26 protein-coding genes are annotated in these 25,810 nt (G+C 72.5%); 7 read left to right on the top strand and 19 right to left on the bottom strand.

Going from position 1 to position 25,810, the window contains the following annotated elements:
- Positions 1-105: 105 nt before the first annotated feature.
- Both PZE19_RS14905 and PZE19_RS14910 read left to right on the top strand, forming a co-directional pair.
- Complete coding sequence (locus tag PZE19_RS14905) at positions 106-276, top strand: hypothetical protein (protein WP_277861424.1); 171 nt, start codon at positions 106-108, stop codon at positions 274-276.
- Between the two features lie 13 nt (positions 277-289).
- A complete protein-coding gene (locus tag PZE19_RS14910; protein WP_277861425.1) occupies positions 290-2,170 on the top strand; it encodes a sulfatase in 1,881 nt (626 codons plus the stop codon).
- On the opposite strand, the gene PZE19_RS14915 is transcribed toward PZE19_RS14910, so the two are convergent.
- The 7 genes from PZE19_RS14915 to PZE19_RS14945 form a co-directional block, all read right to left on the bottom strand.
- A complete protein-coding gene (locus PZE19_RS14915) occupies positions 2,146-2,901 on the bottom strand; it encodes an endonuclease/exonuclease/phosphatase family protein (RefSeq protein WP_277861426.1) in 756 nt (251 codons plus the stop codon). The two genes, PZE19_RS14910 and PZE19_RS14915, sit on opposite strands and share 25 nt — an antisense overlap.
- Positions 2,902-2,939: 38 nt before the next feature.
- The gene (locus tag PZE19_RS14920) at positions 2,940-3,653 is read right to left on the bottom strand and encodes a hypothetical protein (protein WP_277861427.1); all 714 of its coding nucleotides are present in this window, start codon (positions 3,651-3,653) and stop codon (positions 2,940-2,942) included.
- A 128-nt stretch (positions 3,654-3,781) separates the two neighbouring features.
- Entirely contained in the window at positions 3,782-5,632 is a 1,851-nt protein-coding gene (locus tag PZE19_RS14925; RefSeq protein WP_277861428.1) for a hypothetical protein, read from the bottom strand.
- Between the two features lie 241 nt (positions 5,633-5,873).
- Entirely contained in the window at positions 5,874-6,620 is a 747-nt protein-coding gene (locus PZE19_RS14930; RefSeq protein ID WP_277861429.1) for a hypothetical protein, read from the bottom strand.
- Between the two features lie 46 nt (positions 6,621-6,666).
- Positions 6,667-7,206: an RNA polymerase sigma factor gene (locus PZE19_RS14935; protein WP_277861430.1), complete on the bottom strand. Its 540-nt coding sequence runs from the start codon at positions 7,204-7,206 to the stop codon at positions 6,667-6,669.
- Between the two features lie 246 nt (positions 7,207-7,452).
- A complete protein-coding gene (locus tag PZE19_RS14940) occupies positions 7,453-7,845 on the bottom strand; it encodes a hypothetical protein (RefSeq protein WP_277861431.1) in 393 nt (130 codons plus the stop codon).
- A 175-nt stretch (positions 7,846-8,020) separates the two neighbouring features.
- A complete protein-coding gene (locus tag PZE19_RS14945; RefSeq protein WP_277861432.1) occupies positions 8,021-8,230 on the bottom strand; it encodes a hypothetical protein in 210 nt (69 codons plus the stop codon).
- A gap of 315 nt (positions 8,231-8,545) precedes the next feature.
- On the opposite strand from PZE19_RS14945, the gene PZE19_RS14950 reads away from it, so the two are divergent.
- Complete coding sequence (locus PZE19_RS14950; protein ID WP_277861433.1) at positions 8,546-9,772, top strand: DEAD/DEAH box helicase; 1,227 nt, start codon at positions 8,546-8,548, stop codon at positions 9,770-9,772.
- Here PZE19_RS14950 and PZE19_RS14955 read toward each other — a convergent pair.
- The 6 genes from PZE19_RS14955 to PZE19_RS14980 all read right to left on the bottom strand — a co-directional run bounded on the left by PZE19_RS14955 (position 9,744) and on the right by PZE19_RS14980 (position 16,541).
- Positions 9,744-11,051: a hypothetical protein gene (locus tag PZE19_RS14955; RefSeq protein WP_277861434.1), complete on the bottom strand. Its 1,308-nt coding sequence runs from the start codon at positions 11,049-11,051 to the stop codon at positions 9,744-9,746. The two genes, PZE19_RS14950 and PZE19_RS14955, sit on opposite strands and share 29 nt — an antisense overlap.
- Positions 11,052-11,337: 286 nt before the next feature.
- A complete protein-coding gene (locus PZE19_RS14960; protein ID WP_277861435.1) occupies positions 11,338-13,113 on the bottom strand; it encodes a VWA domain-containing protein in 1,776 nt (591 codons plus the stop codon).
- Between the two features lie 18 nt (positions 13,114-13,131).
- Positions 13,132-14,136 (bottom strand): VWA domain-containing protein, encoded by a 1,005-nt coding sequence (locus tag PZE19_RS14965; RefSeq protein ID WP_277861436.1) that lies wholly within the window; start codon positions 14,134-14,136, stop codon positions 13,132-13,134.
- Between the two features lie 230 nt (positions 14,137-14,366).
- Complete coding sequence (locus tag PZE19_RS14970) at positions 14,367-15,524, bottom strand: 5-(carboxyamino)imidazole ribonucleotide synthase (RefSeq protein ID WP_277861437.1); 1,158 nt, start codon at positions 15,522-15,524, stop codon at positions 14,367-14,369.
- Positions 15,521-16,024 (bottom strand): 5-(carboxyamino)imidazole ribonucleotide mutase, encoded by a 504-nt coding sequence (gene purE / locus PZE19_RS14975; protein WP_277861438.1) that lies wholly within the window; start codon positions 16,022-16,024, stop codon positions 15,521-15,523. Before purE ends, PZE19_RS14970 begins: the two co-directional genes overlap by 4 nt.
- A 22-nt stretch (positions 16,025-16,046) precedes the next feature.
- Positions 16,047-16,541: an MOSC domain-containing protein gene (locus tag PZE19_RS14980; RefSeq protein WP_277861439.1), complete on the bottom strand. Its 495-nt coding sequence runs from the start codon at positions 16,539-16,541 to the stop codon at positions 16,047-16,049.
- A 218-nt stretch (positions 16,542-16,759) separates the two neighbouring features.
- On the opposite strand from PZE19_RS14980, the gene PZE19_RS14985 reads away from it, so the two are divergent.
- Positions 16,760-17,887, top strand: coding sequence for a Gfo/Idh/MocA family protein (locus tag PZE19_RS14985; RefSeq protein ID WP_277861440.1), 1,128 nt, complete (start codon positions 16,760-16,762; stop codon positions 17,885-17,887).
- 6 nt (positions 17,888-17,893) lie between these two features.
- Here PZE19_RS14985 and PZE19_RS14990 read toward each other — a convergent pair whose 3' ends face one another.
- Both PZE19_RS14990 and PZE19_RS14995 read right to left on the bottom strand, forming a co-directional pair.
- Entirely contained in the window at positions 17,894-18,091 is a 198-nt protein-coding gene (locus PZE19_RS14990) for a hypothetical protein (protein WP_277861441.1), read from the bottom strand.
- Positions 18,092-18,162: 71 nt separating this feature from the next.
- On the bottom strand, positions 18,163-18,447 hold the full coding sequence (locus PZE19_RS14995; RefSeq protein ID WP_277861442.1) for a DUF2171 domain-containing protein: 285 nt from the start codon (positions 18,445-18,447) through the stop codon (positions 18,163-18,165).
- Between the two features lie 181 nt (positions 18,448-18,628).
- Here PZE19_RS14995 and PZE19_RS15000 point away from each other — a divergent pair, with 181 nt between their 5' ends.
- The 3 genes from PZE19_RS15000 to PZE19_RS15010 are packed head-to-tail and all read left to right on the top strand — an operon-like array spanning position 18,629 to position 20,975.
- Positions 18,629-19,693: a glycoside hydrolase family 130 protein gene (locus tag PZE19_RS15000; protein ID WP_277861443.1), complete on the top strand. Its 1,065-nt coding sequence runs from the start codon at positions 18,629-18,631 to the stop codon at positions 19,691-19,693.
- A 44-nt stretch (positions 19,694-19,737) separates the two neighbouring features.
- Complete coding sequence (locus PZE19_RS15005) at positions 19,738-20,430, top strand: hypothetical protein (protein ID WP_277861444.1); 693 nt, start codon at positions 19,738-19,740, stop codon at positions 20,428-20,430.
- A gap of 44 nt (positions 20,431-20,474) precedes the next feature.
- Positions 20,475-20,975, top strand: coding sequence for a hypothetical protein (locus PZE19_RS15010; protein WP_277861445.1), 501 nt, complete (start codon positions 20,475-20,477; stop codon positions 20,973-20,975).
- An 11-nt stretch (positions 20,976-20,986) separates the two neighbouring features.
- Here PZE19_RS15010 and PZE19_RS15015 read toward each other — a convergent pair whose 3' ends face one another.
- The 4 genes from PZE19_RS15015 to PZE19_RS15030 all read right to left on the bottom strand — a co-directional run bounded on the left by PZE19_RS15015 (position 20,987) and on the right by PZE19_RS15030 (position 25,758).
- A complete protein-coding gene (locus PZE19_RS15015; protein ID WP_277861446.1) occupies positions 20,987-21,202 on the bottom strand; it encodes a hypothetical protein in 216 nt (71 codons plus the stop codon).
- A 368-nt stretch (positions 21,203-21,570) separates the two neighbouring features.
- Positions 21,571-21,822 carry a hypothetical protein gene (locus tag PZE19_RS15020; RefSeq protein WP_277861447.1) on the bottom strand — a complete coding sequence of 84 codons (252 nt, stop codon included), beginning with the start codon at positions 21,820-21,822 and terminating at the stop codon, positions 21,571-21,573.
- 65 nt (positions 21,823-21,887) lie between these two features.
- Positions 21,888-23,387 (bottom strand): glycoside hydrolase family 130 protein, encoded by a 1,500-nt coding sequence (locus PZE19_RS15025; RefSeq protein ID WP_277861448.1) that lies wholly within the window; start codon positions 23,385-23,387, stop codon positions 21,888-21,890.
- A gap of 85 nt (positions 23,388-23,472) precedes the next feature.
- Positions 23,473-25,758, bottom strand: a complete 2,286-nt coding sequence (locus PZE19_RS15030) for a glycosyltransferase family 4 protein (protein ID WP_277861449.1) — start codon at positions 25,756-25,758, stop codon at positions 23,473-23,475.
- Between the last annotated feature and the right edge of the window lie 52 nt (positions 25,759-25,810).

The raw sequence follows: 25,810 nt of genomic DNA on the forward strand, positions 1-25,810 counted from the left end.
GTCGTCGATCCGTCCACGCCGCCCGCCGCGGCGAGGACGCGCCGTCGCGTTTATTTATTTATGAAGTTGTGATTTTATGATCACGACGCATTCGGAGGTCCGCGCATGGAACCGCTTCTCGCCTACTTCGGCCCCGAGGTCCAGATGCCGCTCGCCTCGCTGCTGGCGTCGGTCGTCGGCATGCTGATGATCGCGGGCGCCGCGCCGGCGCGTGCGGCCCGGCGGTTGTGGGAGCGGGTGGGGGCGTCGAGCCTGCGTCGAGGCTCTCGCGATTGACGCCCCCCGGCCGATGGTGGGGCGGGGCCGGTCGTCGCGGCTCCCGGCCGCCCTCGACGCCTTCCGCACGGCCCTCTGGTTCGGGCTGGCGGCCGGGTTCGTCGAGCTGCTCCTGCTGGTCCTCCGGGTGGAGGTCCAGGAGGGCGGGTTCATCCTGCGGAGCCGGCATTTCGTCTGGATGGTCCCGACGTCCGTCCTGATCCTGTTCGCGGCCGAAGGGGGCTTCGCGACGGCTCTCGTCGCGTGGGCGGGGCCGCGGGCGTCGGCCCGTCGCGCGGTCCTCGGGCTGTACGTCTTCACGGCGTTCCTGGGCTGGTTCCTGCTGGTCCGCGGGCTCGAGGCGGTCGCCTGCGGGCTGATCGCCCTGGGGTTCGCGGCGCGGGGGGCGCCGTGGCTCGACGCCCGCCGCGAGGGCCTGCGTCGGGTCGTCGATCGCAGCCTGCCGACGCTCGGCGTCGTCCTCGCGGGCCTGGCGGTCGCGAGCTTCGTCCGCGACGCCCGCGAGGCGTTTTGGCGGGACGGCGACGTCGAGGAGGCCCCGAGCGACGTCCGCAACGTCCTGCTCGTCGTCCTCGACACGGTCCGCGCCGATCACCTGAGCCTGTACGGCTACGACCGCGAGACCACGCCCAACCTGGCGCGGCTGGCGCGGGAGTCGACGGTCTTCGACCAGGCCCGCGCGGCGGCCTCGTGGACCTTGCCGTCGCACGCCACCCTGTTCACCGGGCGATGGCCCGGCGAGCTGAGCGTGGAGCGGCGGGGATGGCTCGACGGGTCGGCCCCGACCGTGGCCGAGCGGTTCCGCGACGCCGGCTTCGCGACGGCCGGATTCGTCGCCAACCCCTTCTTCTGCGGCCGGGGCTCGGGCCTGGCGCGAGGGTTCCAGGTCTACGCCGACTATCCGATCACGCCCGGCGAGGTCCTCCGCTCGTCGAGCCTGGGCTGGCTGCTGGCCCGGTCGTGGCTCCGGCTCAACGCCCGGATCGAGGCCCACGCGACCGCCGGCGCGGTCCGCGACGTCGACCTCGACTTCTCTCGCAAGGACGCCGCGGCGGTCTCGCGCGAGTTCCTCGGCTGGCTGGGGCGTAACGGCGGCCGGCCCTTCTTCGCCTTCCTGAACCTCTTCGACGCCCACGACCCGTACATCCCGCCCCCGGGCTTCGATCTCCGGTTCGGCCGATCGTCGCGGCCCGACACGCCCCATCTGCTCCGCGACTGGCAGCGGGTGGACAAGGCGAAGCTGACCCCGGGCGACGTCCACGCCGCCCGCGACGCCTACGACGACTGCCTCGCGGCCCTCGACGCCCAGCTCGGCGACCTGATCGAATCCCTGCGCGCCCGGGGCGTCCTGGACCGGACCGTTTTGATCGTCACGGCCGACCACGGCGAGCAGTTCGGCGAGCACGGCGGGTTCGGCCACGGCCTGAGCCTGTACGACGAGGAGGTCCGCGTCCCGCTCCTGATCCGCGCCCCCGGCCTGGTGCCCGCCGGCCGGGTGGAGCGCGACGACGTCAGCCTGCGCGACGTCGCCGCCACCGCGCTCGACCTCTCGGGGGTCCCCATCGAGATGCCCCCCCTGCCCGGCGACTCGCTCGCCGCCCGCCTGCGCGGGGAGGGCCCGGGCGTGATCTCCCCCGCCTTCTCCGAGCTGCTCGGGCCGGTCGATGAGCGCGTCGCGCGGCCGGCCGCCGCGGACGACCCGGCGTCGGGCCCGTGGGAGAGCGTCGTCGTCGACGGCCGGGTCTACATCCGCCGCGGCGATGGCCGCGAGTCGCTCTACGACCTGGCGACCGACCCGTCGGAGGCCCGGGACCGCAGCGACGACCCCGCCCTGGCCGAGGCGCTGGAGGCCGGGCGACGGGCCGTGGATCAGCTGATCTCCGACACCCGCTGAGCCCCGCCCGGGCCCGGTTCGAGGTGGAAGTCGATGACCAGCGGCAGGTGGTCGGAGGCGTCGCGGGCCAGCCGCGAGCGGGCGATGCGGGCGTGGCGGACGGCGATGGGGCCGCGGGTGTAGGCCTTGTCGAGGGCCGTCATCGGCAGGTAAGAGGGGAACGAGCGGAACCGCGACCGGGGCGCGGTGACCTGGTGGAAGCCGTCGCGGCCGAGCGCGCCGCGGCGGCCCAGTGTGTTGCGCCAGTCGTTGTAGTCGCCGATGATCAGGGTCGGCAGGTGGCACGACTCGCGGAAGAGGGCGTGCTGGAGCAGGTGCTCGGCCTGCCAGTGCCGCTCCTTCTCGGCCAGGCCGAGGTGCCAGTGGACGAGGTGCAGCGGCCCCTCGGGCGTCGCCACCACGCACATCTGCGCCCCCCGGGGCTTGCGCCTCTCCTGGCGGAGGGAGACCTGGTGGTGCGCCTGGAAGGGCCACCGCGAGAGGACGAGGTTGCCGTAGCCCCCCTCCTTCAGCTTGACGTTGAGCTGGTACAGGTGGGCGGCCGGGCGGAAGGCCTCGATGAACCGCCGGGGCTGGTCGTCGTGCCGGGTCCGCTTGACCGCGCGGTCGACCTCCTGCAGGCAGATCAGGTCCGGGTTCTCGTGCTCGACGACCTGCATGACCCGGTCGAGCTTGTAGCGGCGGTCGCGGCCGCCGATCCCCTTGTGGATGTTGTAGCTCAAGATGCGCATGGGCTTGGTCGCGGGCTCCGTTCGTGGCTGGCGTGGCGTCACGCCTTGCCGGAAGGCTGGACGTCCGTGCCGGCGGGGTCGTCCTGGTCGTCGTGGGGGTGGGCGTCGACGTCGTCGGACGCCTTCCGGCGTTCGATGTAAAGGCGGAGGTTCGCGGCGTCCTCCACCGCGTCGTGCGCGGGGGCGTCGTCTTCGGCCTCGCGCACGGGCTCGTCGAGGGCCTCGTCGGCCTCGAACGTCGTCGGGGGCGGGCGCCAGCGAGCCCGCCGGATGGCCCGGACGATCGTGTAGTGGTTGATCGCCCGGTAGGTGAACCAGAAGCCGACGACGTTCGGCCCCGGCAAGAGCCAGAGGGCCAGGCCGGTCACCGGGGCGAGGATCCCGTCGACGATCAGCCAGAACAGGTGGGTGCTCGCCCGGGCCGTGAGGTAGCGCTTCCAGGCCGAGCGGGCCTTCTTCTCGGGCATCGAGGCGGGGTGGCGGATCGCGATCGACTCGGCCGTGCCCAGCCGCGTGAGCAGGGGCTCGTCGGGCCGGCTCCAGGTGTGCAGCCAGTCCCAGAGCCGCCGCGACGACCTGGCCGCGACCCCCTCGGCCCCCTTCCAGCGGGCCTCCAGGTCGTTCCACTTGCGCCCGGCCCAGCCCCAGGCGCCCGTCGGCCGCGTCGACTCGTCGGCCGCCGCCGCGACCTCGGACGGTTCGGCGTAGAAGAACGGGCGGCCTTGCTCGTGCTTGAGGTAGAGGATCTTCACGGCGCGAGCGGGGCTCCAGCGGGACCGGGGGCGGGGCGTCGACGTTACCTGGGAATAGGACGCCCGCCGGGTCCAGGATAGCCGCGGAGTCCGCCGGGCGGGAAGACGCCCGGGGCCGCGGCCGCCCCTCAGGGGGTCGCGGGGGTCGCGCCCGCACGCCGGGCGAGCAGGCCGAGCCGGTGGTCGACGAGGACGCCCGGGACGTCGACGCGGCCGGCGAGATAGGCGGCGTCGAAGAGGCGGATGAGGCCCATGAGCTGGTCGAGGTCGCGGGCGACGTCCTCCGCCGGGCGGCCGTTGCGGCGGGCGACGGCGGCGGTCAGGCGGTCCTTGTGCTTGACGGCGAGCTCGCCCAGCGCCGCGAGGTCGACGCAGGCGAAGGCCTCGCAGTCCGGGAAGGCCGCGGCCTGGAAGCCCCGGAAGCGGGCCCCGGCGTCGGCGCGCGCGCCGGCCTGGAGGTAGCGGGCGACCGCCTCGATCGAGGTGCCCACCGAGAGGAACCGGCCCTGGGGGTCGATCGCGAAGGCGAACGGATAGGGGACGTCGAGCGCGGCGACGCCGTCGCGGACGACGACGTTGGCCGTCGCCGGCACCCGCTTCTCGTCGAGCGCGAGCGCCGTCAGCACCCCGTTGAGCGCGTTGTGGACCGCGGCGGCCGTCGAGGCGCGCGGGACGCCGCCGTCGCGGTCCAGGGCGGCCTCTTCGTCGATCTCGATCGAGGCCACGATCGGGAACGGAAAGCCGCCCACACTCGCCTCGGCCGTCCGCTTAGGGGCGGAGAGGTCGGCCGCGTCGGCGTAGACGACCAGCCGGGGGCCGAGCGTCGGCAGGATCCGGTTGCGGAGGTCCTGGCCCAGCAAGAGGACGCCCGCGATCGACTCCAGCTTGGCGATCCGGGCCTGGTCCTTCGCGGGGACCAGGTCCATGAGGAACCTGTACATCCCGGCGACGTCGACGCGGAGCGATGCGGCCGCCACGGCCGTCGCCGGCAGCGCCATGAGCCGAGGCCCGGGCCCGGGCCGCTCCACGCCCGGCTGGTAGGCGGAGAGGATCGAACCGCCCAGCCGGCGGAACGAGCCGGCCTTGAACGCCTGCACGAGCTGGAGCTGGATTTTCGCGTCCTCGACGACCAGCGCCGCCCCGGCGCGGCTCATCGCCCCGAGGTACGCGCGGCCCGCGTCGACGACCCGCCGCAGCTCGGGATCCGCGGCCGGCGGCAGGCCGGCGAAGACCCGGGCGACGAAGTCGGGCGAGACGAACGCGCGGGCCAGCGGGCGGCCCGACAGGGCCTTCGACGCCTCCGCGAAGCCGGCGGCCTCGACGAACGACGCCCCTCGGCCCTTGCCGTTCCCCTCTCCGCTCGGCCCGGCCTTGCGGTCGATCACCTCCTGGATCAACGGCTCCGCGTTCGAGAACGCGAAGACGCCGTCGGGGAAGATCGCGAACGATTCCGGGATCTGCCCGGAGCCCTCCGGGAACCGACGCGTGAAGTAGCCGACGCCCGCCCGCTGGACCTCGACGACCTCGGCCAGCTCGCCGTTCTGCTTCTGGACGGCGTTGATCTGGTCCACGAGCCTTCTGAGCAGCTTCGGATCGCGGGCCTTCAGCAGCATCAGCCCCCGCGACTGCGAGGCGTCGAGCGCGGGGTCTTCCGGCGGCAGGATCGCCAGGACCACGGCGTCGCCCAGGATCTCGTCGCGGATCTCGCGATGCGAGGTCTGGAGGAACCCCATGATCCGGTCGCGCGCCTCGAGGAAGTCGCCGGCGCTCCGCGAGTCGAGCCAGGCGCGGAAGGCCGGCAGCTCCTGGACGTCCCGGGCCAATCGCGACCCCGCGATCGCCGCCCAGCGGTCCCGCAAATCGTCCACCGCCAGCACCGCCCCGGCCTCGGCGGGGACCAGCTTCAGCAGCGCGTCGGCCGACGCCGTCGCCTCCTCGCCGCGGGCGGCGGAGGCGAGGACGAGGACCAGGCACGTCACGAGACCGGCGGCAATTCCCTTCCCCCCTCGCGGGGGAAGGTGGCCGAAGGCCGGATGAGGGAAGGACGCATCAAATGGTCGAGGATGGTGCATACGGCCGTCTTCCGATGGGCACGGCCGCCGACCTCGAGCACCAAGAGCCGTCGTGCTCGTCCCCCCCTCATCCGGCCCTTCGGGCCACCTTCCCCCGCGAGGGGGGAAGGACGTCGGACGCCGGACTTGGTGCGAGGTCGTCGTCATCTCAGGCTCCCTTGGAGGAGGCGGGCGGGCCGGGGGCTCGCTCGGGCTTGTCGAAGGTGGGCGAGCGGAGGAACCCGAAGGCCTGCCGCGCGGCGGCGGAGAGCGGGCGGGCGCCGGCGGCGGCGTAGCCGCCGACCTGGTCGAGCAGCGCCGGCGGCGAAGCCCAGGGGTCGAGCGCCGAGGTCGGCGAGGCCTCGGCCGCCGGCGCGTCGTCGCCGGCCAGCGAGGCGTCGAGCATGGCCAGGCCCAGCCGGGCGGCCGGCTCCGAGGCCGTCCGGGCCAGCCGCCACGATGCGGCGCGGGCGTCGGCCACCGCCACGTTCAGCGAGCGGGGCGCGGGGGCCCCGGCCGCGACCTGGGGTCGGCGCACGTCCCGGGGCGGATCGGATTTCAGCACGAACAGCGCGAGCATCGCGGCCGAGGCGAGGGCCCAGGCGGCGAGGCCCACCCGCCGCCCTTGCCGTCGCGGCCGGGCCGTCAGGATCTCGGGCTCGGCGGCGGCCCGCAGGATCCGCTCGGCGACCAGGGGCGAGACCTCGGCCGCCGGCCGGGGCCGCGCGGTCCAGGCCCGCATCGCGACGCGGAGGGCCTCGAACTGGCGGTGGCGGAGCCGGCACGACGGGCACGCCTCGGCGTGCTCGCGGAGGCTCGCCTCGCGTTCGAGGCGGATCCCCGGGTCGTCGCGGCGGGCGGCCGACTCGGCGTCGAGCAACTGGTTCCAGATCTGGTCGAAATCGCGGCAGTTCATGGTCCGTGTCCGGTTCGGGGCGTCGAATTCGGATCCGCCGAATCACTCAGCAATGGACCCCGCGGCTGGCGAGGTGGGCGGCGAGCTCGCCGCGGGCGCGGTGCAGCCAGGTCTTGACGGTCCCCACCGGCCGATCGACGGCCCGGGCGACCTCCTCGTACGACAGGCCCTGCTCGTGGAAGAGCGCGAAGACCCGGCGGTAATCGGGGCGGAGCCGGCCCAGGGCCAGCTCCAGTTCGCCGGCCAGGTCGTCGGGGTCGGGCGGCGCGGCGCGGGCGTCGGTCTGGTCGCCGAACCAGGCGGGCTCGGCCGGCGTGGGCCGTCGGGACCGCGAGGCCAGGGCGGTGCGGCAGCGGTTGGCGGCGATCTCCAGGAGCCAGGGCCGGATCGGCCGCGTCGCGTCGAAGCCGAAAATCCCCCTCAGCGCCCGGACGAAGGTCTCCTGCATCGCGTCCTCGGCGTCGTGCCGATGGTCGAGCATCCGGTAACAGAGGCCGAAGACCACCCCCTGGAACCGCGCGATCAGCTCGCGAGGGGCCTGGGGGTCGCCCGTCCGGATCGCCTCGACCAGCAAGCGGTCGTCCATCGTCGATCAGCCCGCCCGGTGCGTCGCCCGTCCGTCCTCCCCCGGGCGTTCGCCGACCACGCGCCGGTCGAGGGGTGTTACCCGGGGGCGGGGGGCCTCGTTTCAGCGATTCGCCCATTCTCGCCGATTCTTGCCGGGCCGGCGATCGGCGGGCCCGGAAACGCCGGTCGGCGGCGCGTCGGTCCCCAGAGGGCCGAGGCGCCGCCGACGGTTGCGGGCGGGCGATCGGGGGTCGGTCGGCTCGGCTCAGGAGCCCACGGCGGCGCCGAGGTCTTCCAGGTCGAGCAGGGCCGTCAGCTCCTCGGCCGAAAGCTCGCCGAAGGAGCGCCCCTGCCGTTCCAGGCCGGCGTCGAGCCGCTCGGCGATCTGGGCCAGTTCCGGGAGGTCGACCCGGAAGGCCAGCTCGGCGAGGTCGTCGGCGTCGAGGTCCCCGAGCTCGCGCTGCATCGCCTCGAGTTCGAGTTCGATCCGGATCACGGCCTCGCGCATCGCGTCGTGGGTCTCCTCGGAACCGCCGACGACCAGGCACTGGGCGCTCCGCGTGAGGCGCTGCAGGTCGTCGCCGCCGTCGAGCCCGAATCCGATGATGGCGGCGCGGAGGCGACGAGGGCGGGCTGTCTCGGGCTGAATCGTGATCATCGCGGAGGGGGCCTTTCGCGTGGGGTCGCCGACGGTGGAGGGATGGCGAACGGGGGGCGTTTCCCTCGACCGGCATCGGCCAGGTTCGTCAGGCTTCTTATCGGATCCCCCGCGCCGCTCGAACAGGGTCGGGGTGGAGAATCCCGACCCCCGTCGGATGCGACCGGCATCGGTCTTACGATCCGCCCAGGCATTCCTTCGCGACGTTGCGGGCGACGCGGTAGGCGATCTTGATGGTCAGGCCGCGGCCGTCGATCTGGTCCTCGGTGAAGGGCCGGCCCTCGCTGGTGTGGAGCCCGGCCAGGGCGATGGTCAGGGGCAGCAAGTCGAGGAACTGACGGTACTTCTGCTGGAGGTCGGGGGACTGGGGCGTGGGCTCGGGCACGTCGGGTCTCCTTTCGCATGTCGTGGTCGGGGGCGGGCCTCGGGGCGACGCACGCGCCTCGGAGCCCCGCCCCCGATTGTCCATCGCCGGCCGCGCCCAGGGCAAGCGCCCGGCGACGATTTCCCTCGGACCGGCGGCCCCGGGCGAACCGTCGGAGGGCGAGTTTCGTCTTGCCTTTGACGAGGACGTCGCGATCTGCTAGATTCCACCATGGAGAATTGAATCGAAACGGAACGCGGGCCGCGGCGAGACAAGCCGCAGGCGGCCCTCACACTTCATCCCAAATCGCAATCGCAGAGTTTTTCGGAGGATTTTTTGATTCGCCCAGTTCAGGAGGATCCCGCCTCGGGCTTCCGCTCGATGGCCTTGAGCCCGAGCATGCTCAAAGCCCTGGCCCTCGCCAGGTATCACACCCCCTCGCCGATCCAGGCCGAGTTCATCCCCAAGGCCCTCGACGGCCTCGACGTCCTGGGACAGGCCAAGACCGGCACCGGCAAGACCGCCGCCTTCGGCATCCCCCTCATCGAGATGCTCGAAGCCCGGGGACGGGGGCCGCAGGCCATCATCTTGGCTCCGACCCGCGAGCTCACCCAGCAGATCGTCGTCGAGATCAAGAAGCTGGCGCAGAACCGCGCCGACGTCGCGATCTGCGGGCTCTACGGCGGCGAGCCCATCGACCGCCAGATCCGCGCGCTCAGCCAGGGGATCGACATCGCCGTCGGCACGCCCGGCCGCGTCCTCGACCACATCGAGCGCCACACGCTGTACCTCGGGGACATCTTCCACGTCGTCCTCGACGAGGCCGACCGCATGCTCGACATCGGGTTCCGGCCCGACATCGAACGCATCCTGCGGAAGGTCCCCACGCCCCACCAGACGATGCTGCTCTCGGCGACCATCAGCCCCGAGATCCGCACGCTCAGCCACCGCTACATGCACGAGCCCGTCGAGCTGAACCTGTCGACGGACGAGCCCTCGGTCGAGACGATCCAGCAGTTCTACATCTCGGTCAACCACGACCGCAAGATGGAGCTGCTCGTGCACCTGCTGCGGCGCGACAAGCCCCGGCAGTGCATCGTCTTCACCCGCACCAAGCGGGGCGCCGACCGGCTGGCCGAGCGGCTGCGGCGGACGGTCCCGGGCGTCGCGGCCATCCACGGCGACCTCGCCCAGACGGCCCGCGACCGCGTCATGGCCGGTTTCCGCGCCGGGTCGATCCCGATCCTGGTGGCGACCGACGTCGTCGGCCGCGGCATCGACGTCGCCGGCATCAGCCACGTCGTCAACTACGACATCCCCGACGACCCCGAAAATTACGTCCACCGCATCGGCCGCACCGGCCGCATGGGCAAGGACGGGATCGCCTACCTGTTCGTCGGCCCCGATCAGGGCGAGCCCCTGACCGAGATCGAGACCCTGATCAACAAGGTCATCCCGGTCCACCACGTCGAGGGCTTCGAGGTCGTCCGGCAGTCCGCCACCGCCCCCAAGGCCCGCGAGCTGTTCAACACCGTCACCAAGCGTTCGTTCGCCTCCCGCTGACCCGCCACCCCCGACCCCGACCGCCGCCGCGCCCGAGGGCTTCGAACAGCTCCTGGGCGTCTCTCCTCAGGCGGTCCGACTCGTCCCGACCGCCGTCCGGCCCCCGGGCGGCGAACAGGACCCGATCGCATCGCGCGGCGAGGCCCGCCGCGCGGCGACCCAGCTCGTCCGAGCCGCTCGCCCCCGCCACCGCCGCGCCGGCCTCCTCGGGCGTCAACGCGCCCGGCGGGCGTCCGACCCCCAGTCGGGCGTACTCGATCAGCGCGTCGATCGCCGCCTGCGCCGGGTCGTCGCCCGAGCCGTCGCTCTTATGAAACCGCCGCGCGGCCTCGCCCGCGTATCGCCGCGCGCCGCGTCCGCCGACGAGCCGACGACGCAGCCACTTCGCAACTCGGCGTCGGAAGGCGACGAGCCCCAGCACGGCGAGGACCCCGACGATGAGCCCCACGACCGCGGCCAGCCTCCAGGGCGAAATCCCGGGCGAGGGCGGGTGGTAATCGAGCCCGCCGGCGTCGAACGCGGGGACGGCGACGACCTTGAGCGGCACGCCGTTGGTCGCCCGGGTGATGTAGCGGCCGATCCGGGGGTCGAACGCCGCGATCGAGACCGGCGGCAGCACGACCTCGCCCGGCTTCATGGGCCGGACCCGGTAGACGAAGGCCCGCTCGGGGGGCTCGTCGGTCGTCTCGTCGGGCCGATCCTCGACCCGGGGCTCGACCGCCAGCGCGCGGAGCCGATCGAGGCCCGGCCGGGTCGTCATGCCCCACGCGCCGGGGCCTTCGATCCGGATCCGGTACGTCACCTCCTGCCCGACGCGCGCCTGGGCGGGCTCGACCTCGGCCCAGGCGTCGAAGTCGCCGACGCCGCCGAGGAATCCCGGCGGCCGGCCCGCGACGGGCGGATTCTCGGCCGTGAGCCGCAGCGGCGCCGACCGGCCCGACCGCTCATCGAGCCGCGCCGCGACCGGCGGCACGTCGAGCCGGCCGGGCGCGGTCGCGACCAGGCGGAGCCGCGTCGAGAAGACGTTGTCGCTGGCGACGGTCTCCCCGATCGCGCTCATCCCCATCGGCCGGAACGACTCCTCCACGGGCCACATCCGCGCGTCCCTGAGCGTCGGCAACTCCAGCTTCGGCCGCCGATCCCGCGCCGGGACGTCCACGAACACGTCCACCCCCTGCCCCACCAGCACCCGCACCCCCCGCGTCCGCATCCGGACCGTCAGGTCCTCGGCCTGCGCGATCTTCGAAAACAGGAAAAGCGTAATCGCGATCCGGATCATCTTCTTCCCGGATGGTGCTCCGTCGAAGACGCCCGAGCGGGCGTGGCGAAACCTCTTTCTCCCCTCCGTGGGAGAAGGTGGCCCGGAGGGCCGGATGAGGGGCTCGTCATCCGACGCCGGGCTGTTCGCATCGCGGGCTCTGGCGGCCTCGCGGTCCGAGGATGCGGCGGGTCGCTGGGGCGGCGGCGATGGGACGATCATGGTCCCCCTCAACCGGCCCTCCGGGCCACCTTCCCCCACCAGGGGAGAAGGGATCGAGATATCCATGGATCGTTCCGTCATCGCCTCACCAGTCCTTGCCCTCGGCGCGGGGGGCGTCGGGCGGGGGTTCGTCGGGGAGGCGTCGGCGGCGAGCGTCGCGGATCTGTTCGAGGGCGTCGTCGAGGCGGGCGTCGGGGGATCCGCCGGGCGGGCTGGGGTCGTCGCCGCCGGCCCCGCCGCGCTTGCGGGGGCTGGGGCGGTCGGTCTCGCGGCCGCCGGACGGGTCGGCGTCGCCGGAGCGGCCCTCGGGGTCGTCGCCGGGGCCGTCGTCCGGTTTGGCCTCGCCGCCTCGGGGCGTCCCGTCGGGCGTGTCCTTGCGGTCGGATGGGTCGTCGGGGGCCGGCTCGTCCTGGCGGGAGATCGCCTCCTGGAGCTGTTCGAGGGCGAAGCGGCGATTGATCGCGGCGTCGCTCCGCACGGCGTCGAGGGCCTCGCCCGGGGCGGTCGACGCCAGGCACGCATCGTAGTGCCGGACCGCGTTGGGCAGGTCGCCGAGGCCGATCGCGGCGTTGCCCAGGGCGTAGTCGATCTTGGTCCGGAGCGCGGCGTCGGCGCGAACGCGGGCTTCCTGATAGCGCGCGACCGCCTCGGCGTGACGATCCATCTGGTAGAGCGTCGCGGCGACGTCGTAGGCGGGGACGGCCCGGTCGGGAGCCCTCGCGGCGGCGGCCTCGAACGCCGCAAGCGCCTCGGCGAACCGGCCGGCGTCGTAGGCGGTGCGGCCCCGCGCGACGGCCGCGGCTGCCGTCTCGGGCGCGGGATCGGCTCCGACCTGGGTCAAGGCGAGCCCGAGTATGACGGACCTCGCGGCGTTTCGTGGGAATCGTCGCGGCCGGCGCACGCGGTCGCCCGGGCGGCAGGCGGCGATCAGGAAGCCGAGCGACGCGGCCAGGAAGAGCGGGAACCGCTCGGGTCGATCCGCGGCCTTCGACGCGCGGCGGCGGGCGAGGGCCACCGGCGCGATCCGCTCGCGGTACAGCAGCCCCAGGTCGGCCGTCGCCAGCCCGAGCTTGAGCACGGCCCCCCCGCTCCGCTCGGCGATGGCGTCGAGCGCGGCGTCGTTCCGCCTCGAGACCACCGGCTCGCCCCGGTAGGTCAGGGGCTGATCGGGCGTCCCCGAGGGGACCGGGTTGCCGTCCTCCGCGTCTCCCAGGGCGATCGCGTGGACGACCACCCCGCGCGCGATCGCCCGCTCCAGGGCCTCCTCCCAGCGGCCCTCGTGGTCCTCGCCGTCGGTGAAGACGACGACGGTCCGGCCCTCTTCGGACTCGGTCGGGTCGAAGGCCTCGACCGCCGCGTCGAGCGCCGCGGCCAGGTCGGTCCCGCCGGGCTTGACGTCGCCGGGGCGGAGGCGGTCCATCGCATCGACGACCGCCCCCATGTTCTGGGTGAGCGGGCAGCGCAGGACGCCGCGGCCGGCGAAGGCGACGACCCCCGCGCGGTCGGCGGGCTCGCGCGCCAGGACGTCGACCAGGCTCCGCGCGGTCTCGACGGCCAGGCCCAGGCGGTTGGGCGTGGCGTCCTCGGCGGCCATGCTGCGGCTGACGTCGAACGCCAGGATCACGTCCTGGCCCGGGCCGATCGGCTCGTCGGGCGCGAAGCCGATCCTCGGCCGCGCCAGCGCCAGCACGGCGAAGGTCAGGGCGATCAGGATCCCGACCGACCGGTCCCGCGGCGGGGCCCCCCACTGGCCGAGGACCTTCCATCCCCGGGCGCGCAGCCGGGCGGCCCGCCAGGCCCAGAGGATGAGCGGCGGCAGGCCGAGCAGGAGCCAGAGGCGTTGCGGGTTCTCGAAGTCCATCGGGTCGGCCTCGTCGCGTCAGGGGAGGCGTCGCAGTCGGCCGCAGGTCAGGAGGCGGTCGAGGGTCAGGAGGCCCACCGCGGCGGCGGCCCAGGGCGCGAACCGCTCGTCGTACCGGGTGCGGACCTCGTCGCGGATCCGGCTCTTTTCCAGCGAATCGATCGTGCGGAAGACGGCGTCCAGGGCGTCGGCGTCGTTGGCGCGGAACGACCGGCCGCCGGTCGTCGCCGCGAGCCGTTCGAGCAGCTCGACGTTCGGGCCCTCGCGCTCGGCGAGTACCGGGCGGCCCGCCTTGTCGAGGCCGTGGACGACGCCCCCCTCGCGGCCTACGGCGATCGTATGCAGCGTCACGCCGAGGTCGCGGGCCAGCGCGGCGGCGCGGTCGGGATTCAAAGGGTTCGGGACGGCGGGCGCGTCGTTGCCGTCGGTCAGGAGGATGAGCACCTTCTTCGCCGGCGCCGCGCGGCGGAGGGCTTCGAGCGACCAGGCCAGCGCGTCGCCGATGTTCGTGCCGTCGTCCCCCGGCCGGGCCGGCCGCACGGCCGCGGCGGCCTCCAGCAGGAAGCGGTGGTCGAGGGTCGGCGGGCAGGCGAGGTCGGGGTAGTTCGCGAACGCCGTCAGCCCGATCAGGTCGTCGCGGCGACCCGCCACGAACCGCGCGAAGGTCTCGCGAGCGGCCTCCAGCCGGCTGATCCGCCGCGAGTCGAGGTCGGCCGGGAAGTCGACCGTGCTCATGCTCGAGGATTGATCCATCGCGACCATGATCGCCACGCCTTGCGACGCGATCCGCACCACGCCGCCGATCGCCTGCGGCCTCGCCAACGCCACGGCCGTCGCGGCGATCGCCAGCCCCTGCAAGGCCGCCGGCAGCCACGCGACCCAAACCCAGGGCGACGCCCCCGCCCCGCCGCCGCCGAACGGGGCCAGGCTCGGCCAGGCCGTCCGCCCCCGCAGCCGCTCGCGCACCAGCGGCAGGGCCGCGAAGGCCAGCAGGATCAGCCAGAAGGGCTGGGCGAGTCGCATGCGGTGCCTCGCAAATCAGGTGCGGGTCGAAGTGCGTTCGACTCAAGGGCCCTTCTCCCCCCCGGAGAAGGTGGCCCGGAGGGCCGGATGAGGGTCATGGGATTTCGGGGGCGCCCTCGCGAACCAAGCTCCTCGCGAACTCCGACGACCCTCATCCGCCGCTGCGCGGCACCTTCTCCCGGCGGGAGAAGGATGATCGATTCGAGCCGTCGCCTACAGATCTTCGCCCATCAACCCCGCTCCGTCAGCGCCCTCCTGGCGGCCAGGGCCCGCGCGAGCGCCTGGGCCGGGTCGGGATCCAGGACGGTGATGTGGCCCATCTTGCGGCCGGGCTTGGCGGTGCGCTTGCCGTAGAGGTGGAGCTTGACGCCGGGGTCGCCCAGGGCCTGGTCCCAGCGCGGCTCGCCGCCGGCCCAAAGGTCGCCCAGCAGGTTCACCATGGCGGCCGGCGAGGTCAGGTCGCACGAGCCCAGGGGCAGGCCGCAGAGGGCCCGCACCTGCTGCTCGAACTGGCTCGTGTACGCGGCCTCGATCGTCAGGTGGCCCGAGTTGTGGGGCCGGGGCGCGATCTCGTTGACGAGCAGCCGGCCGGCGGACGTCAGGAAGAACTCAACGCAAAGCACGCCGACGGCGCCGAGCGCCTGGGCCACGGCCAGGGCCGTGTCGTGGGCCTCCTGAGTCACGATCGGGCCGACGGCCGCGGGGGTCGTCGTGGTCGCCAGGATGTGCCGCTCGTGGTGGTTCAGGCCGACCGGGAACGCCACGGCCCGGCCGTCGCGGCCGCGCGCGACGACCACCGAGGCCTCGGCGGCGAACTCGACCCAGCCCTCGGCGACGCACGAGGTCCGCCCCAGGCTGCTCCAGGCGTTTTCGGCGTCGCCGTCGCGCTCGACGAGCACCTGCCCCTTGCCGTCGTAGCCCGAGTCCGACGTCTTGAGGATCAGCGGCGTCTTCAATTCGCGGACGGCCGTCGCCAGCTCGTCGGCGGTGCGGACCGGCCGCCAGGGGGCGTGGGGGATGCCGTGGCGGGCGAGGAACGTCTTCTCGCGGAGCCGATTCTGGCTCACCCAGAGCGTTCGCCAGCCCGGCCGGACGATCCGCCGCCGCGCCAGCCAGCGCAGGGCCGGGGCCGAGACGTTCTCGAACTCGACCGTCACGGCCAGCGCGCGGTCGGCCAGCGCCCGCAGCGCCGGCAGATGGTCGGGCGGGCCGAGGACCGTCCAGTCGGCGACCTGGGCGGCGGGGGTCTCGGCCGTCGCGCTGAGCACGCCGGCCTCGTAGCCCATCCGCTGGGCCGCCTGGATGAACATCCGCCCGAGCTGGCCGCTGCCGACGACCGCGATCGACGCCGGGGGATGCAAGACGCCGTCCGGCGCGTCGGCCGTCATTGGGGCGACTCTCCCACCGCCTCGGTCTGCGCCGCGCGGAAGGCGGCGAGGGCCTCGCGGACCGCCGGGTGTTTCCGGCCCAGGATCGCCGCCGCCAGCAAGGCCGCGTTGGCCGCGCCGGAGGCGCCGATGGCCAGCGTGCCGACCGGGACCCCGCGCGGCATCTGGACGATCGAGAGGAGCGAATCGACCCCCTTGAGCGTCCGGCTCTCGACGGGCACGCCGAGCACCGGCAGGATCGAGATCGCCGCCAGCATCCCCGGCAGGTGCGCCGCGCCGCCGGCCCCGGCGATGATGATCTCCAGGCCCCGGCCCTCGGCCTCGCGGCCGTAGGCGAACAGCCGCTCGGGCGTCCGGTGGGCCGAGACGACGCGGGTCTCGTGCGGGATCTGCAGCTGCGTCAGCAGCTCGGAGGCGTGCCGCATCGTCTCCCAGTCGGACTTGCTGCCCATCACCACGCCGACGAGGGGCGCTTCGCTCTGTTCTTGGGGCTTGACCATGGGCTTCCCGCGGCTCTCCGCGTCACGCGTCGGGGCGTCGATCGGCCGCCGCGACGGGGTCGCCGACGCGGATGACGCCGCCTTCGAGGACCTGCGCCCGCAGGCCGCCGCGGTCGGCGAGGGCCTTGCAGACGCCCGGTCGGGTCAGTTTCTCCAGGTGGTCGCAGGGGTCGCACAGGCGGATCCCCCGCAGCAGCACGGGGCCGACCCGGAACTCGCGGCCGACCAGGGGGTTGAGGGCCACGCCCCGGGTCAGGATGTTCCGCCGCGACTCGATCGCGTCCAGCTCGATCCCGTCGCGGTTCACGGCCTCGACGGCCTCGGCCTCGATCAGGGTGACCTCGCGGTCGGGACCGTCCTTCCGCGCGGGACGGCCCTCGCGGCGGAACTTGCGGTCGCCTTCCAGCCCGTGTTCGGCCACCGCGACGACCTCGCCCACCGATTGCATGGGCTTGCTGGGCGTCGGGCCGACGAACAGGGCCGTGACCGAGGCGGACCCGGCTGGCGATTCGAGCATGGCGCGTCTCCCGGGTGGTGACGATCGACGTCGGCGTCGGGGGTCCCCCTCTTTTCGGACGTCCCGCCCCCCGTCTTCAACCTATTATCCGCCTCGGGCCCGCCGGTGCCCACCCTGTCTCGGGATGCGCCGCGGGTTTCGTGCGATTTGACCGGGCCGGCCGTCGCGGCGACAATGAGCCCCTTATCCAGGGCGAGGCCGATCAGGAGGTGCGACGGATGACGGACCAGGGCGATCTGCGGGTCGGGGTCGTGGGCTGCGGGGGCTTCGGGCTCTACGCGCTGCAGCAGTACGTGCAGGTGCCGGGCGTGCGGCCGGTGGCGATGGCCGGCACGGCGCGCGAGGCCTCGATCGCCGCGGCGAAGCGGTTCGGCATCCCCGACGTCGAGTCCGTCGACTCCCTCCTGGCCCGCGACGACGTGGATCTCGTCTACATCGCCACGCCGCCGTTTTTGCACTTCCCCCAGGCGATGCAGGCGCTGCGAGCGGGCAAGCACGTCGTCTGCGAAAAGCCGCTGGCCATGACCGTCGAGCAGGCCGACGCGATGATCGCCGAGGCCAAACGCGGCGACCTGCTGCTGACGGCGAACCTCATGCAGCGCTACAACCCGGTGTACGACGCCGTCGCCACGCTGATCGCCGACCGGGTGCTCGGCGAGCCGATCCACGGGTTCTTCGAGAATTACGCGTCCGACGAGAACCTCGGCCCCGAGCACTGGTTTTGGGACCGGGCCAAGAGCGGCGGCATCTTCGTGGAGCACGGCGTCCACTTCTTCGATTTGCTCGCCGGCTGGCTCGGCGCGGGCGAGGTCGTCTCCGCCCAGCGCGGGATCCGCCCGGGCTCTTCGCCGCCGATCGAGGAGCAGGTCCAGTGCGCCGTGAGGTACGCGGACGACGTGCTGATCAACTTCTACCATGGCTTCCACCAGCCCGGCCGGATGGATCGCCAGGAGCTGCGGCTGGTGTTCGAACGCGGCGACGTGACGCTCTACGGCTGGATCCCGACCGTCGTCAAGATCCACGCCGTCGCCGACGAGGCCCAGACCCGGGCGCTCGCCGGGCTCTTCCCCGGGGCGCGGATCGACTGCACGGCCAGCTACGCCCCCAAGGATCGCGCCTGCGCCGCCCGCCACAAGATGCTCGACGTCTACCAGACGCTGGAGCTGTCCTGGGGCGAGGGCGTGGTGAAGTCGCACCGCTACGGCGAGTTGCTGCGGAGGATGATGGCCGATCAACTCGCCTGGATCCGGGATCGCTCGCACGTGCGGAAAGTGGCCGACTCCAACGGCCGCGACTCCCTGGTGCTCGCCTGCGAGGCCGACCGCCTGGCGCAGGCGTCGGCCTGAGGGCCGTCAGGCCATCGGGCCGGGAGGCGAGGACGAGGGCGGGCTCATCGGCGTGGGCGAGCCGGGCGAGGGGTCGGGGTGGGCCGGGAACGGCGACCGCGGCTCCTCGGGCTTGGGCATGAAGGGGAAGTCGGGCGTGGGAGGCGGCGCGGGGGCCGGCTCGTTCGGGGTCGGGATCGCGTCGGGGACGGGCTTGTCCGGCATCGGAAATCCTCCGAAAAAAGCAAGGCCGGGGACGAACCCCGGCCGGATGGTCGCGAGGCCCGGGCGGGCGGTCAGGCCGGCTGCCACTGGCTCTCGACTTCCTTGTGATCCACGTTCAGGTGGATGTGGTCGTGGACCTTGGCGACCCACGAGAGCGGGATGCGATGGTGCTGGCCGTCGGCGCTGTCGCGCTTGGTCAGCTTGATGGAATCGCCCTCGACGTGATCGACCACGCCGACCTTGGTGCCGCAGGAGGCGTAGACCTCCATGTGCTCGCGGATGTCCGCGGGCGAGCCCGTCGGGCCCGTGCTTTCGTCCAGGGAGGCGCCCGACTTGTTGGGATGTTCGTCGTGCATGTCGTCCTCGTGTACGTCGTGGAATGTCGTACCGCCCGGCGGCGGATCGTCCTGAGATTCCCTAACGCAAGAGGCGTGCCGGCCCGGCGGCGAATCGCGGAGGTCGCCGCGGGGCTACGGCGTCGATAAGCTGAGGGACGGACCTGGACCGAGCACGCCTCGCTACACGACGGAGCGACCCATGATCCTGACCCGGCGATTCGAGAAGCTCCTGCTCACGCCCGCCGACGTGAAGCCCTCGCGCGAGGATTTCGAGGTCGTCGGCGCGTTCAACCCGGGGGTGATCCGGTTCGGGGACGAGGTCGTGATGCTCGTCCGGGTGGCCGAGCGGCCGCGCGAGGTGCGTCCGGGCTACACCGCCCTGCCCCGCTGGGACGTCGACGCCGGGCTGACCGTCGACTGGGTCGCCGACGACGAGCTGCGGCCGATCGACCCCCGCGTCGTCGAGGGCAAGGCCGACGGCCTGGTCCGGCTGACGTTCACCTCGCACCTGCAAGTCGTCCGCCTGGGCGACGGCCGATCCGTCGCCGCGACGACCGACGTCCGGTTCGTCCCCGAGGGACCGATGGAGGAGTTCGGCGTCGAGGACCCCCGGATCACGGAACTCGACGGCCGCTACTATTTCACGTACGTCTCCGTGTCGCGGCACGGGGCGTCGACGTCGCTGGCCTCGACGTCCGACTTCCGATCGTTCGAGCGGCACGGCGTGATCTTCTGCTCGGAGAACAAGGACGTCGTGCTCTTCCCCGAGCGGATCGGCGGCGAATTCGCGGCGATCCACCGACCCAACCCGGCGACCCCGTTCAACCGCCCCGAGATGTGGATCGCCCGCTCGCCCGACCTGATCCACTGGGGCCGCCACGCCCCCCTCCACGGCGGCGGCGGCTCGTGGGAGACCGGCCGCGTCGGCGCGGGGACGCCTCCCGTTCGGGTCGCCGACGGCTGGCTGGAGATCTACCACGGCAACCGTCGCCCCACGAAACCCGGCGAGGTCGGCGCCTATTCCACCGGGGTCCTCCTGCTCGACGCCGACGACCCCTCGCGCGTGCTCCGCCGCACCCCCGACTCGATCTTCGAGCCGACCGCCGACTTCGAGCGCAAGGGCTTCGTCTCCGACGTCGTCTTCCCCACCGCCCTCGTCGAGACCTCCGACGGCTATCTCGTCTACTACGGCGCCGCCGACTCCTCCTCGGCCGTCGTCGAGTTCCGCCGCGACGACGTGCTGGGGGCGCTGGTGGAGGTGTGAAGCTCGGCGACCATCCCAACGGCGCGGAACTCCGGAGGGCGAGCATGGGCAGGTGGCTGCCGGGCCTGGCGATCCTCATGGTGGTCGGCGGTTTCGGGCTGGTCGCGGTCGGGCCGGGGACGGCGGAGGGAGGCCGTTTCGCCATCCCCTCGGGCATGACGCTCTACACGGCCGGCTGGCTGCTCGGCGGCGTCCTCGCAGGCTGTCGGACGCGACGTCGGAACCGGTCCGAGCCGTGGTCGTCCGGCTCCGAAGGCGATGCTGCCAGGCCATTCGCGGCCGTTTCCCGCGCCCTGGCGGCGAGCAGCCGGACGGGCCTCGTCCTGATGCTCGTCGGCTCGTGGATCGCGCCGGCCGCGATCCGCGGGCTGCTCGGGATCCCGACGTTGCTGGCGGAGGCCGTCGCCTGCTTCATCGCCTCGACGGCGATCCGGCGGCCGGGGAACTTTGCGCCGGCGGTCGGGGCCGTCCTCCTCGTCGTGGGATGGCTGCTCGCCGCCTTGGCGGCGATGGAGGTCGCCCAGGTCGCCGGCGACGCCCGCGCCGGGGGAAGGGGCGTCCCGGCCCTCCTCCCCTTCGCGGTCGCGGCCCCGATCCTGGTCGGCGTCGGCTTCGGCCTTCACGCCGGGGCCGGCCGCCGCGATCGCCTGGGCCGGGCGGCGGTCGTCGTGGGCCTGCTCCTCGCCGTGGCCCTCCTGGCCGCGCTGACGCGGGGCTTCCCGCCCCGGAGCCTCTGACCTAACCCTTCGACCGTCAAGCGAATGGGAGCCGTTCGGACCAAATGATGTGGGGCTTCCTGCGGATCTTCGGCCTGGTGGGGCTGCCGTGCCTGGCGATCGCGGCTTGCTGGATTTGGGGGCCGATCGCTTCAGAGAAGAGGGCGCGTCCGTCCGTGGGGCGGCGTGCCGCGGCCACGGTGACGGCGCTCGTGTTCTGCTGGATTCTGCCCTTCGGGTCGGTCGTCCTCCCCGCCCTCGCCTGGCGGATCTGGAGACGACCCGTCGAGGCACCGAAGTCGCTCGCGGACCGCATGGCCTGGACGTGGTTCGCGCTGGGAATCGGCCTCATGCTCTCGATGTACGGTCTCGCGGCGACGCAGGAGGGCGACGGCGACTGGCGGCCCCGCGCGACGATCCGCCTCCACACGCGGATCTTCCTGGCCCTGGCCTCGATCTCGCTCGCCGGTCCCCTGGCGGCCTATCTGTGGAAGCGTCGCGAGGGGAGGAAGCGGATCGACGACCCGCTCGAAGCGCCGGTCGGAAGCCCGGGCGAGTCGACGTGATCTCGATCGATTCAGGGCTTCGGACCCGGATCCGGCCGGTTCGCCGGGACCTCGGCGAGGGCGTCGCGGACGGTGCGGTGAGCCTCCTCGGCCTCCTGTTCCGTCTGGTTCTCGGCCTTCCAGAGCGTGAGGACTTCCGCGAGCGTGAGGTCGTTGCCGGGATCGGCGAGCTTGGCGTCGAGGAAGGCGCGGAAGGCGGCCAGGTCGTTGAGACGATCGGTCGGCATGAAGAGGGCCTTTCACGTTCGCGGCCGGCACGGCCTCGATTGGCTCAGGGTTCGACGTCCTCCGGCTCGACGGGGCCTTCCCTTGGCGCCCGGACGGCGAGGACGACGACCGTGCCGCCCCGCACCACGAAGATCGCCCGGTGCTTCCGTTTGGGATGACTCCAGAACAGGATGTGCCGCAGGTCTTCGGGAAAGGCGTCGGCTTCGTAAGCCCGACCGCAAGACAGGGGGGAAGTCGCGGAGCCTCATCAGGGCTTGCTCGAAGCTGTCGTTGAGCCGCTCGGCGGCCCTGGTCGAGAATGCGGCGAACTCGGTCAGCCGGCGCTCCACGTCGGCCTCGGCGCCGTCGGTGAGGCGGACGTCGTAGGTCATCTCGGGGGGAGCGGACGGATCTTGCGTCGCATCCGCTCCACGAACTCGAAGGCGTCCACCGTCTTCCCGGCTTCGAGGCTCTCGAAGCCGCGTCGGACCGCTGCCAGGCTCTCGCCTCGATCGGCCTGGTTCTCCAACTCCCATTGGGCGAGGGCGTCGTGCAGCGTGAAATCCGGGGGGGCCCCGGCGAGCTTGGCGTCCAGGAAGTCCCGGAAGGCGACGGGGTCGTTGAAGCGGTCGGTCTGCATGGATCGTCCCCCTCTCTAATCCCAAGGATAGCATGAGCGCCGTCCCGAGGCGACCGCGTCGGGGCTCAGACCATCGCCGCGATGACGTCGTCGACGGGGACGGTGGCGAAGGTGCTGGCGTAGTCGGACATGGCGTAGGGGATGATCAGAACCCCCTCGTGGACGAGCGCGCCGCAGGAGTAGACGACGTTGGGGACGTAGCCCTCGCGCTCGTTGGCGTTGGGCTCCAAAAGGGGCTCTTCGAGGCGGCCGATGAGCCGCGAGGGGTCGTCCTTGTCGAGCAGGAAGGCGCCCATGGCGTACTTGCGCATGGCGCCGACGCCGTGGGTGAGGACGAGCCAGCCGGCGTCGGTCTCGATGGGCGAGCCGCAGTTGCCGAGCTGGACGAACTCCCAGGCGTAGGTCGGCTTGGCGATCGGGACCTTGGTGTACCAGAAGTGGAGCATGTCCGAGTACATCAGGAAGATGTTCTCGTTGTCCTGCCGCGAGAGGGTGGCGTAGAGGCCGTTGACCTTGCGGGGGAAGATCGCCAGGCCCTTGTTGCGGACCTCCGGGCCGTTGAGGGTGCTGGCCTTGAAGCGGAGGAAGTCCTTGGTCTCGAGGATCTGGGGGAGGACGACCTTGCCGTCGAACGCGGTGTAGGTGGCGTAGTAGCTGGTCGAGCCGTCGTCCTCGCGGAACTCGACGAAGCGGGCGTCCTCGATGCCGTTGGTCTCGGTCGGCGACGACGGGAAGATGATCCGCTCGGAGACGTTGAGGTCGGGGTCGAAGGCGACCTCGTAGTTGGCGCGGACGAGCGTCCGCATGCCCTGCGCCAGGGGCTCCAGCTCGTGGTGCCGCGGCCGGCTCAGGTTCAGGGCGCGGTCGATGGCCGCCTCGAGCTGCTCCAGCGTGAAGCGGTCGCCCAGGGTCTCGATCACCTGCTCGGCGAACGGGCCGTCGATCCGCAGCTCGACGAGCTTGCGCAGGAACAGGAACTTGTCGTACAGGGTGTTGGGGACGAGGTCGGGGGCCGTGACGAACCGGGTGGGCTCGTCCATGTGGATGCGGTGGGCCGCGTCGACGAGGCCGCTGCGGAAGGTGATCGAGGAGATGTGGCCCTCGCCGGTGGCCCGCAGGCTGATGATGAACCGCTTCGAGCCGTCGGGCACGCCCGACTGGTCCGGGGCCCAGATCATCGACGGGTTGAAGAGGGCCGCCGACTCGAGCGCGTACTCCTGCGTGAAATACGCGCCGATGAGCAGCCGCCGGCCCTCGCCGATGGGCTGGTCGGTCAGGAGGAGGCGTCGGACGTTCTCGAACCGCTCCAGGAAGTACTGGCGGATCTTCTGGTGGCGGTCGCGGAACTCGCGCATGACCTCTTCGAGCTGGGCTTCGACCTGGGCCTCGGACAGGGCGCAGATCCGCCCCAGGATCCGCTCGACGCGATGGTCGTCGGCCGGCTGGAAGGGGCGGATCACGACGCGGCTGTTGTTGGGCCGCAGCACGATGCCCGTGCGTTCGACCTTCGGCGGGGTGCGGCTTCCCGAGACGTTGGGGCGGGCCGTGGTCGTAGTGACGTCCATGCGGGGGAGATCCTGAAACGTGGGGATGCGTTGCGACGTCCGCGGCGACGCGGGGGTCGGAGGCTCGGGCTCCGGTCGGGTCGGGTCAGGTCGACTGGACCTGGCGCTGGTGCGACAGGACGCTCTCGATGAGCTTCATCTCGGCGAGGGAGAGGAGGAAGGCCAGGGTCGATTCGGCGCCCTGGTTCTGGTTGATCCGGTCCTCCTGGAGGCCGTCGCGGCAGCCGCCGGACTTGGCGTCGTAGATCTCCAGGCCGAGGTCGTTGCCCCCCAGGAACCATTCCAGCGCGCGGCGGGCCTCGGCGAGCCACGAGGGGTCCTCGGTGGCGCGGTAGGCCTCCAGGCAGGCCGAGACCATGGCCTGGGCCTCCACCGGCTGCTGGTCGAACTGGGCGCGGATCCCGTTGCGGACGTAGAAGCCGTTGCAGCCGATGGGCCGGAAGCAGCCCGAGGGGGCCTTGTGATGCTCGACCAGCCACGAGAGCGAGTCGAGCCCGGCCTGGAGCGCCTCGGGGGGGCCGCCGTTGCGGGCGGCGGCGATCAGGCCCTGCGAGAGCCGGGCGTTGTCGTAGGTCAGGCGGTCCTCGAACCAGCGCCACTCGTCGGTGGCGACGGCCTCGTAGAGCTGCAGGAGCTTCTGGGCCAGGAGGTCGCGGGCCTGGCTGGCCGGCCTCGCCCCGGCGAGCCTCTGCAGGTAGTGGCAGACGCCCAGCAGGCCGAACGCCCAGGCGCGGGGCGACGAGGTTTCCAGCAGGCCCGGGAGCGCCTGGTCGAACAGGTGCGAGGCCCAGAACTGCAGGTCGTGGCGCTGCGAGCGGCGGACGCAGGCGCCCAGCACCCAGATCGCCCGGCCCTGGCTGTCGTCGGAGCCGACGTCCTCCAGCCAGCGGCGGTCGAAGCTCATGAAGTTGCGGAACTGCCCCCGCGCGGGGTCGAACGCGTAGTTCAGGAAGGCCGCGTAGGTCGACGCCAGCCGGGCCGTCTGCAGCGAGCCCTGGCCCAGCTGCTCCAGCATCACGGTCAGCAGGAGCGCCCGGGCGTTGTCGTCGGTGCAGTAGCCCTCGGCGAAGTTGGGGATGGTGAACGTGGCGTGCTGGAACATCCCGGCCGAGTCGCTCATGCGGACCAGGTGGTCGAGCCGCCAGCCCGGCAGGTCGAGCGGCTGCTCGGCCAGCGTCCGCACGGCCAGGGGCTTGATCGGCAGCACGTCGAGCCGGCTCCGCCGGGCGTGCTGGAACGACTCGACGAACTGGTGGGCGACGCGGCTCCAGATCATCTCGCGGCCCATCAGGTAGCCGCGCTTCCGCATGGCGTGCCGCCGCGACTCGTCGCGCAGCAGGTCGCGGATCGCGGTCGCGAGCGCCCCCGAGTCGGCGAACGGCACGAGCACGCCGCGGCCGTCGGCCAGCAGCTCCTCGGCGTGCCAGTAGGGGGTCGAGACGACGGCCTTGCCGCAGCCGAAGGCGTAGGCCAGCGTGCCCGAGGTGATCTGCGCCGGGTTCAGGTAGGGCGTCACGTAGATGTCGGCCACGCCGATGAATTCGATCAGCTCGGGCAGGTCGACGAAGCGGTTGTAGAAGCTGACGTTCTCGCGGATCCCCAGCTTGCGGGCCAGCCGCTCCAGGCTGATCCGGTAGCGCTCGCCCTGCTCGCGGACGAGGTTCGGGTGGGTCGCCCCCAGGACGATGTAGACGAAGTTGGGGAACTCCTCGAGGATCGCCGGCATCGCCTCGAGCATGTACTCGATCCCCTTGTTCGGCGCCAGCAGGCCGAACGTCAGGGCGACGTGCTTCCCCTCGACGGAGAACTGGTCCTTGTAGAACGCCGAGTCGACGAACGGCATGTCGGGGATGCCGTGGGCGATCAGGTCGATCTTGGCCTCGGGGGCGTTCCAGACCTCGCGCAGGAAGGTCCGCGCCCGCTCCGACATCACGATCACCCGCGCGGAGAGCTCGAGGATCTCGTCCATCACCCGCCGCTGGTCCTCGTTGGGCTCCTTGAGGACGGTGTGCAGGGTGGTGACGATCGGCATCCGCAGGTTGCGCAGGAGCCGGAGGATATGGCTGCCGGCCGGGCCGCCGAAGATGCCGTACTCGTGCTGCAGGCAGACGACGTCGGCGTTGCTGAAGTTCAGGAAGTCGGCGGCGCGGAGGTAGGAGTCGAGCTCCTGCTCCTCGATCTCGAAGCGGACCTCCGGGGGGTAGTCGTACCCTTCGGGCAGGTCGTTGACGGGGACGACGAAGCAGTCGGCCGACGGGAACTGGGTGGCCGTCGACGTGCAGAGGTCGTGGGTGTAGGTGGCGATCCCGCACTTGCGGGGCAAGTAGTCGCCGACGAACGCGATCTTCCGGACTTCGCTGGTTCGGTTCATGTCACCTTGCGGGACGCGCCGGGGTGCTCGAGACGAGGCGGCCCCGGCGGCG

The organism is Paludisphaera mucosa, from assembly GCF_029589435.1.
GTDB classification, from domain to species: Bacteria; Planctomycetota; Planctomycetia; order Isosphaerales; family Isosphaeraceae; genus Paludisphaera; species Paludisphaera mucosa.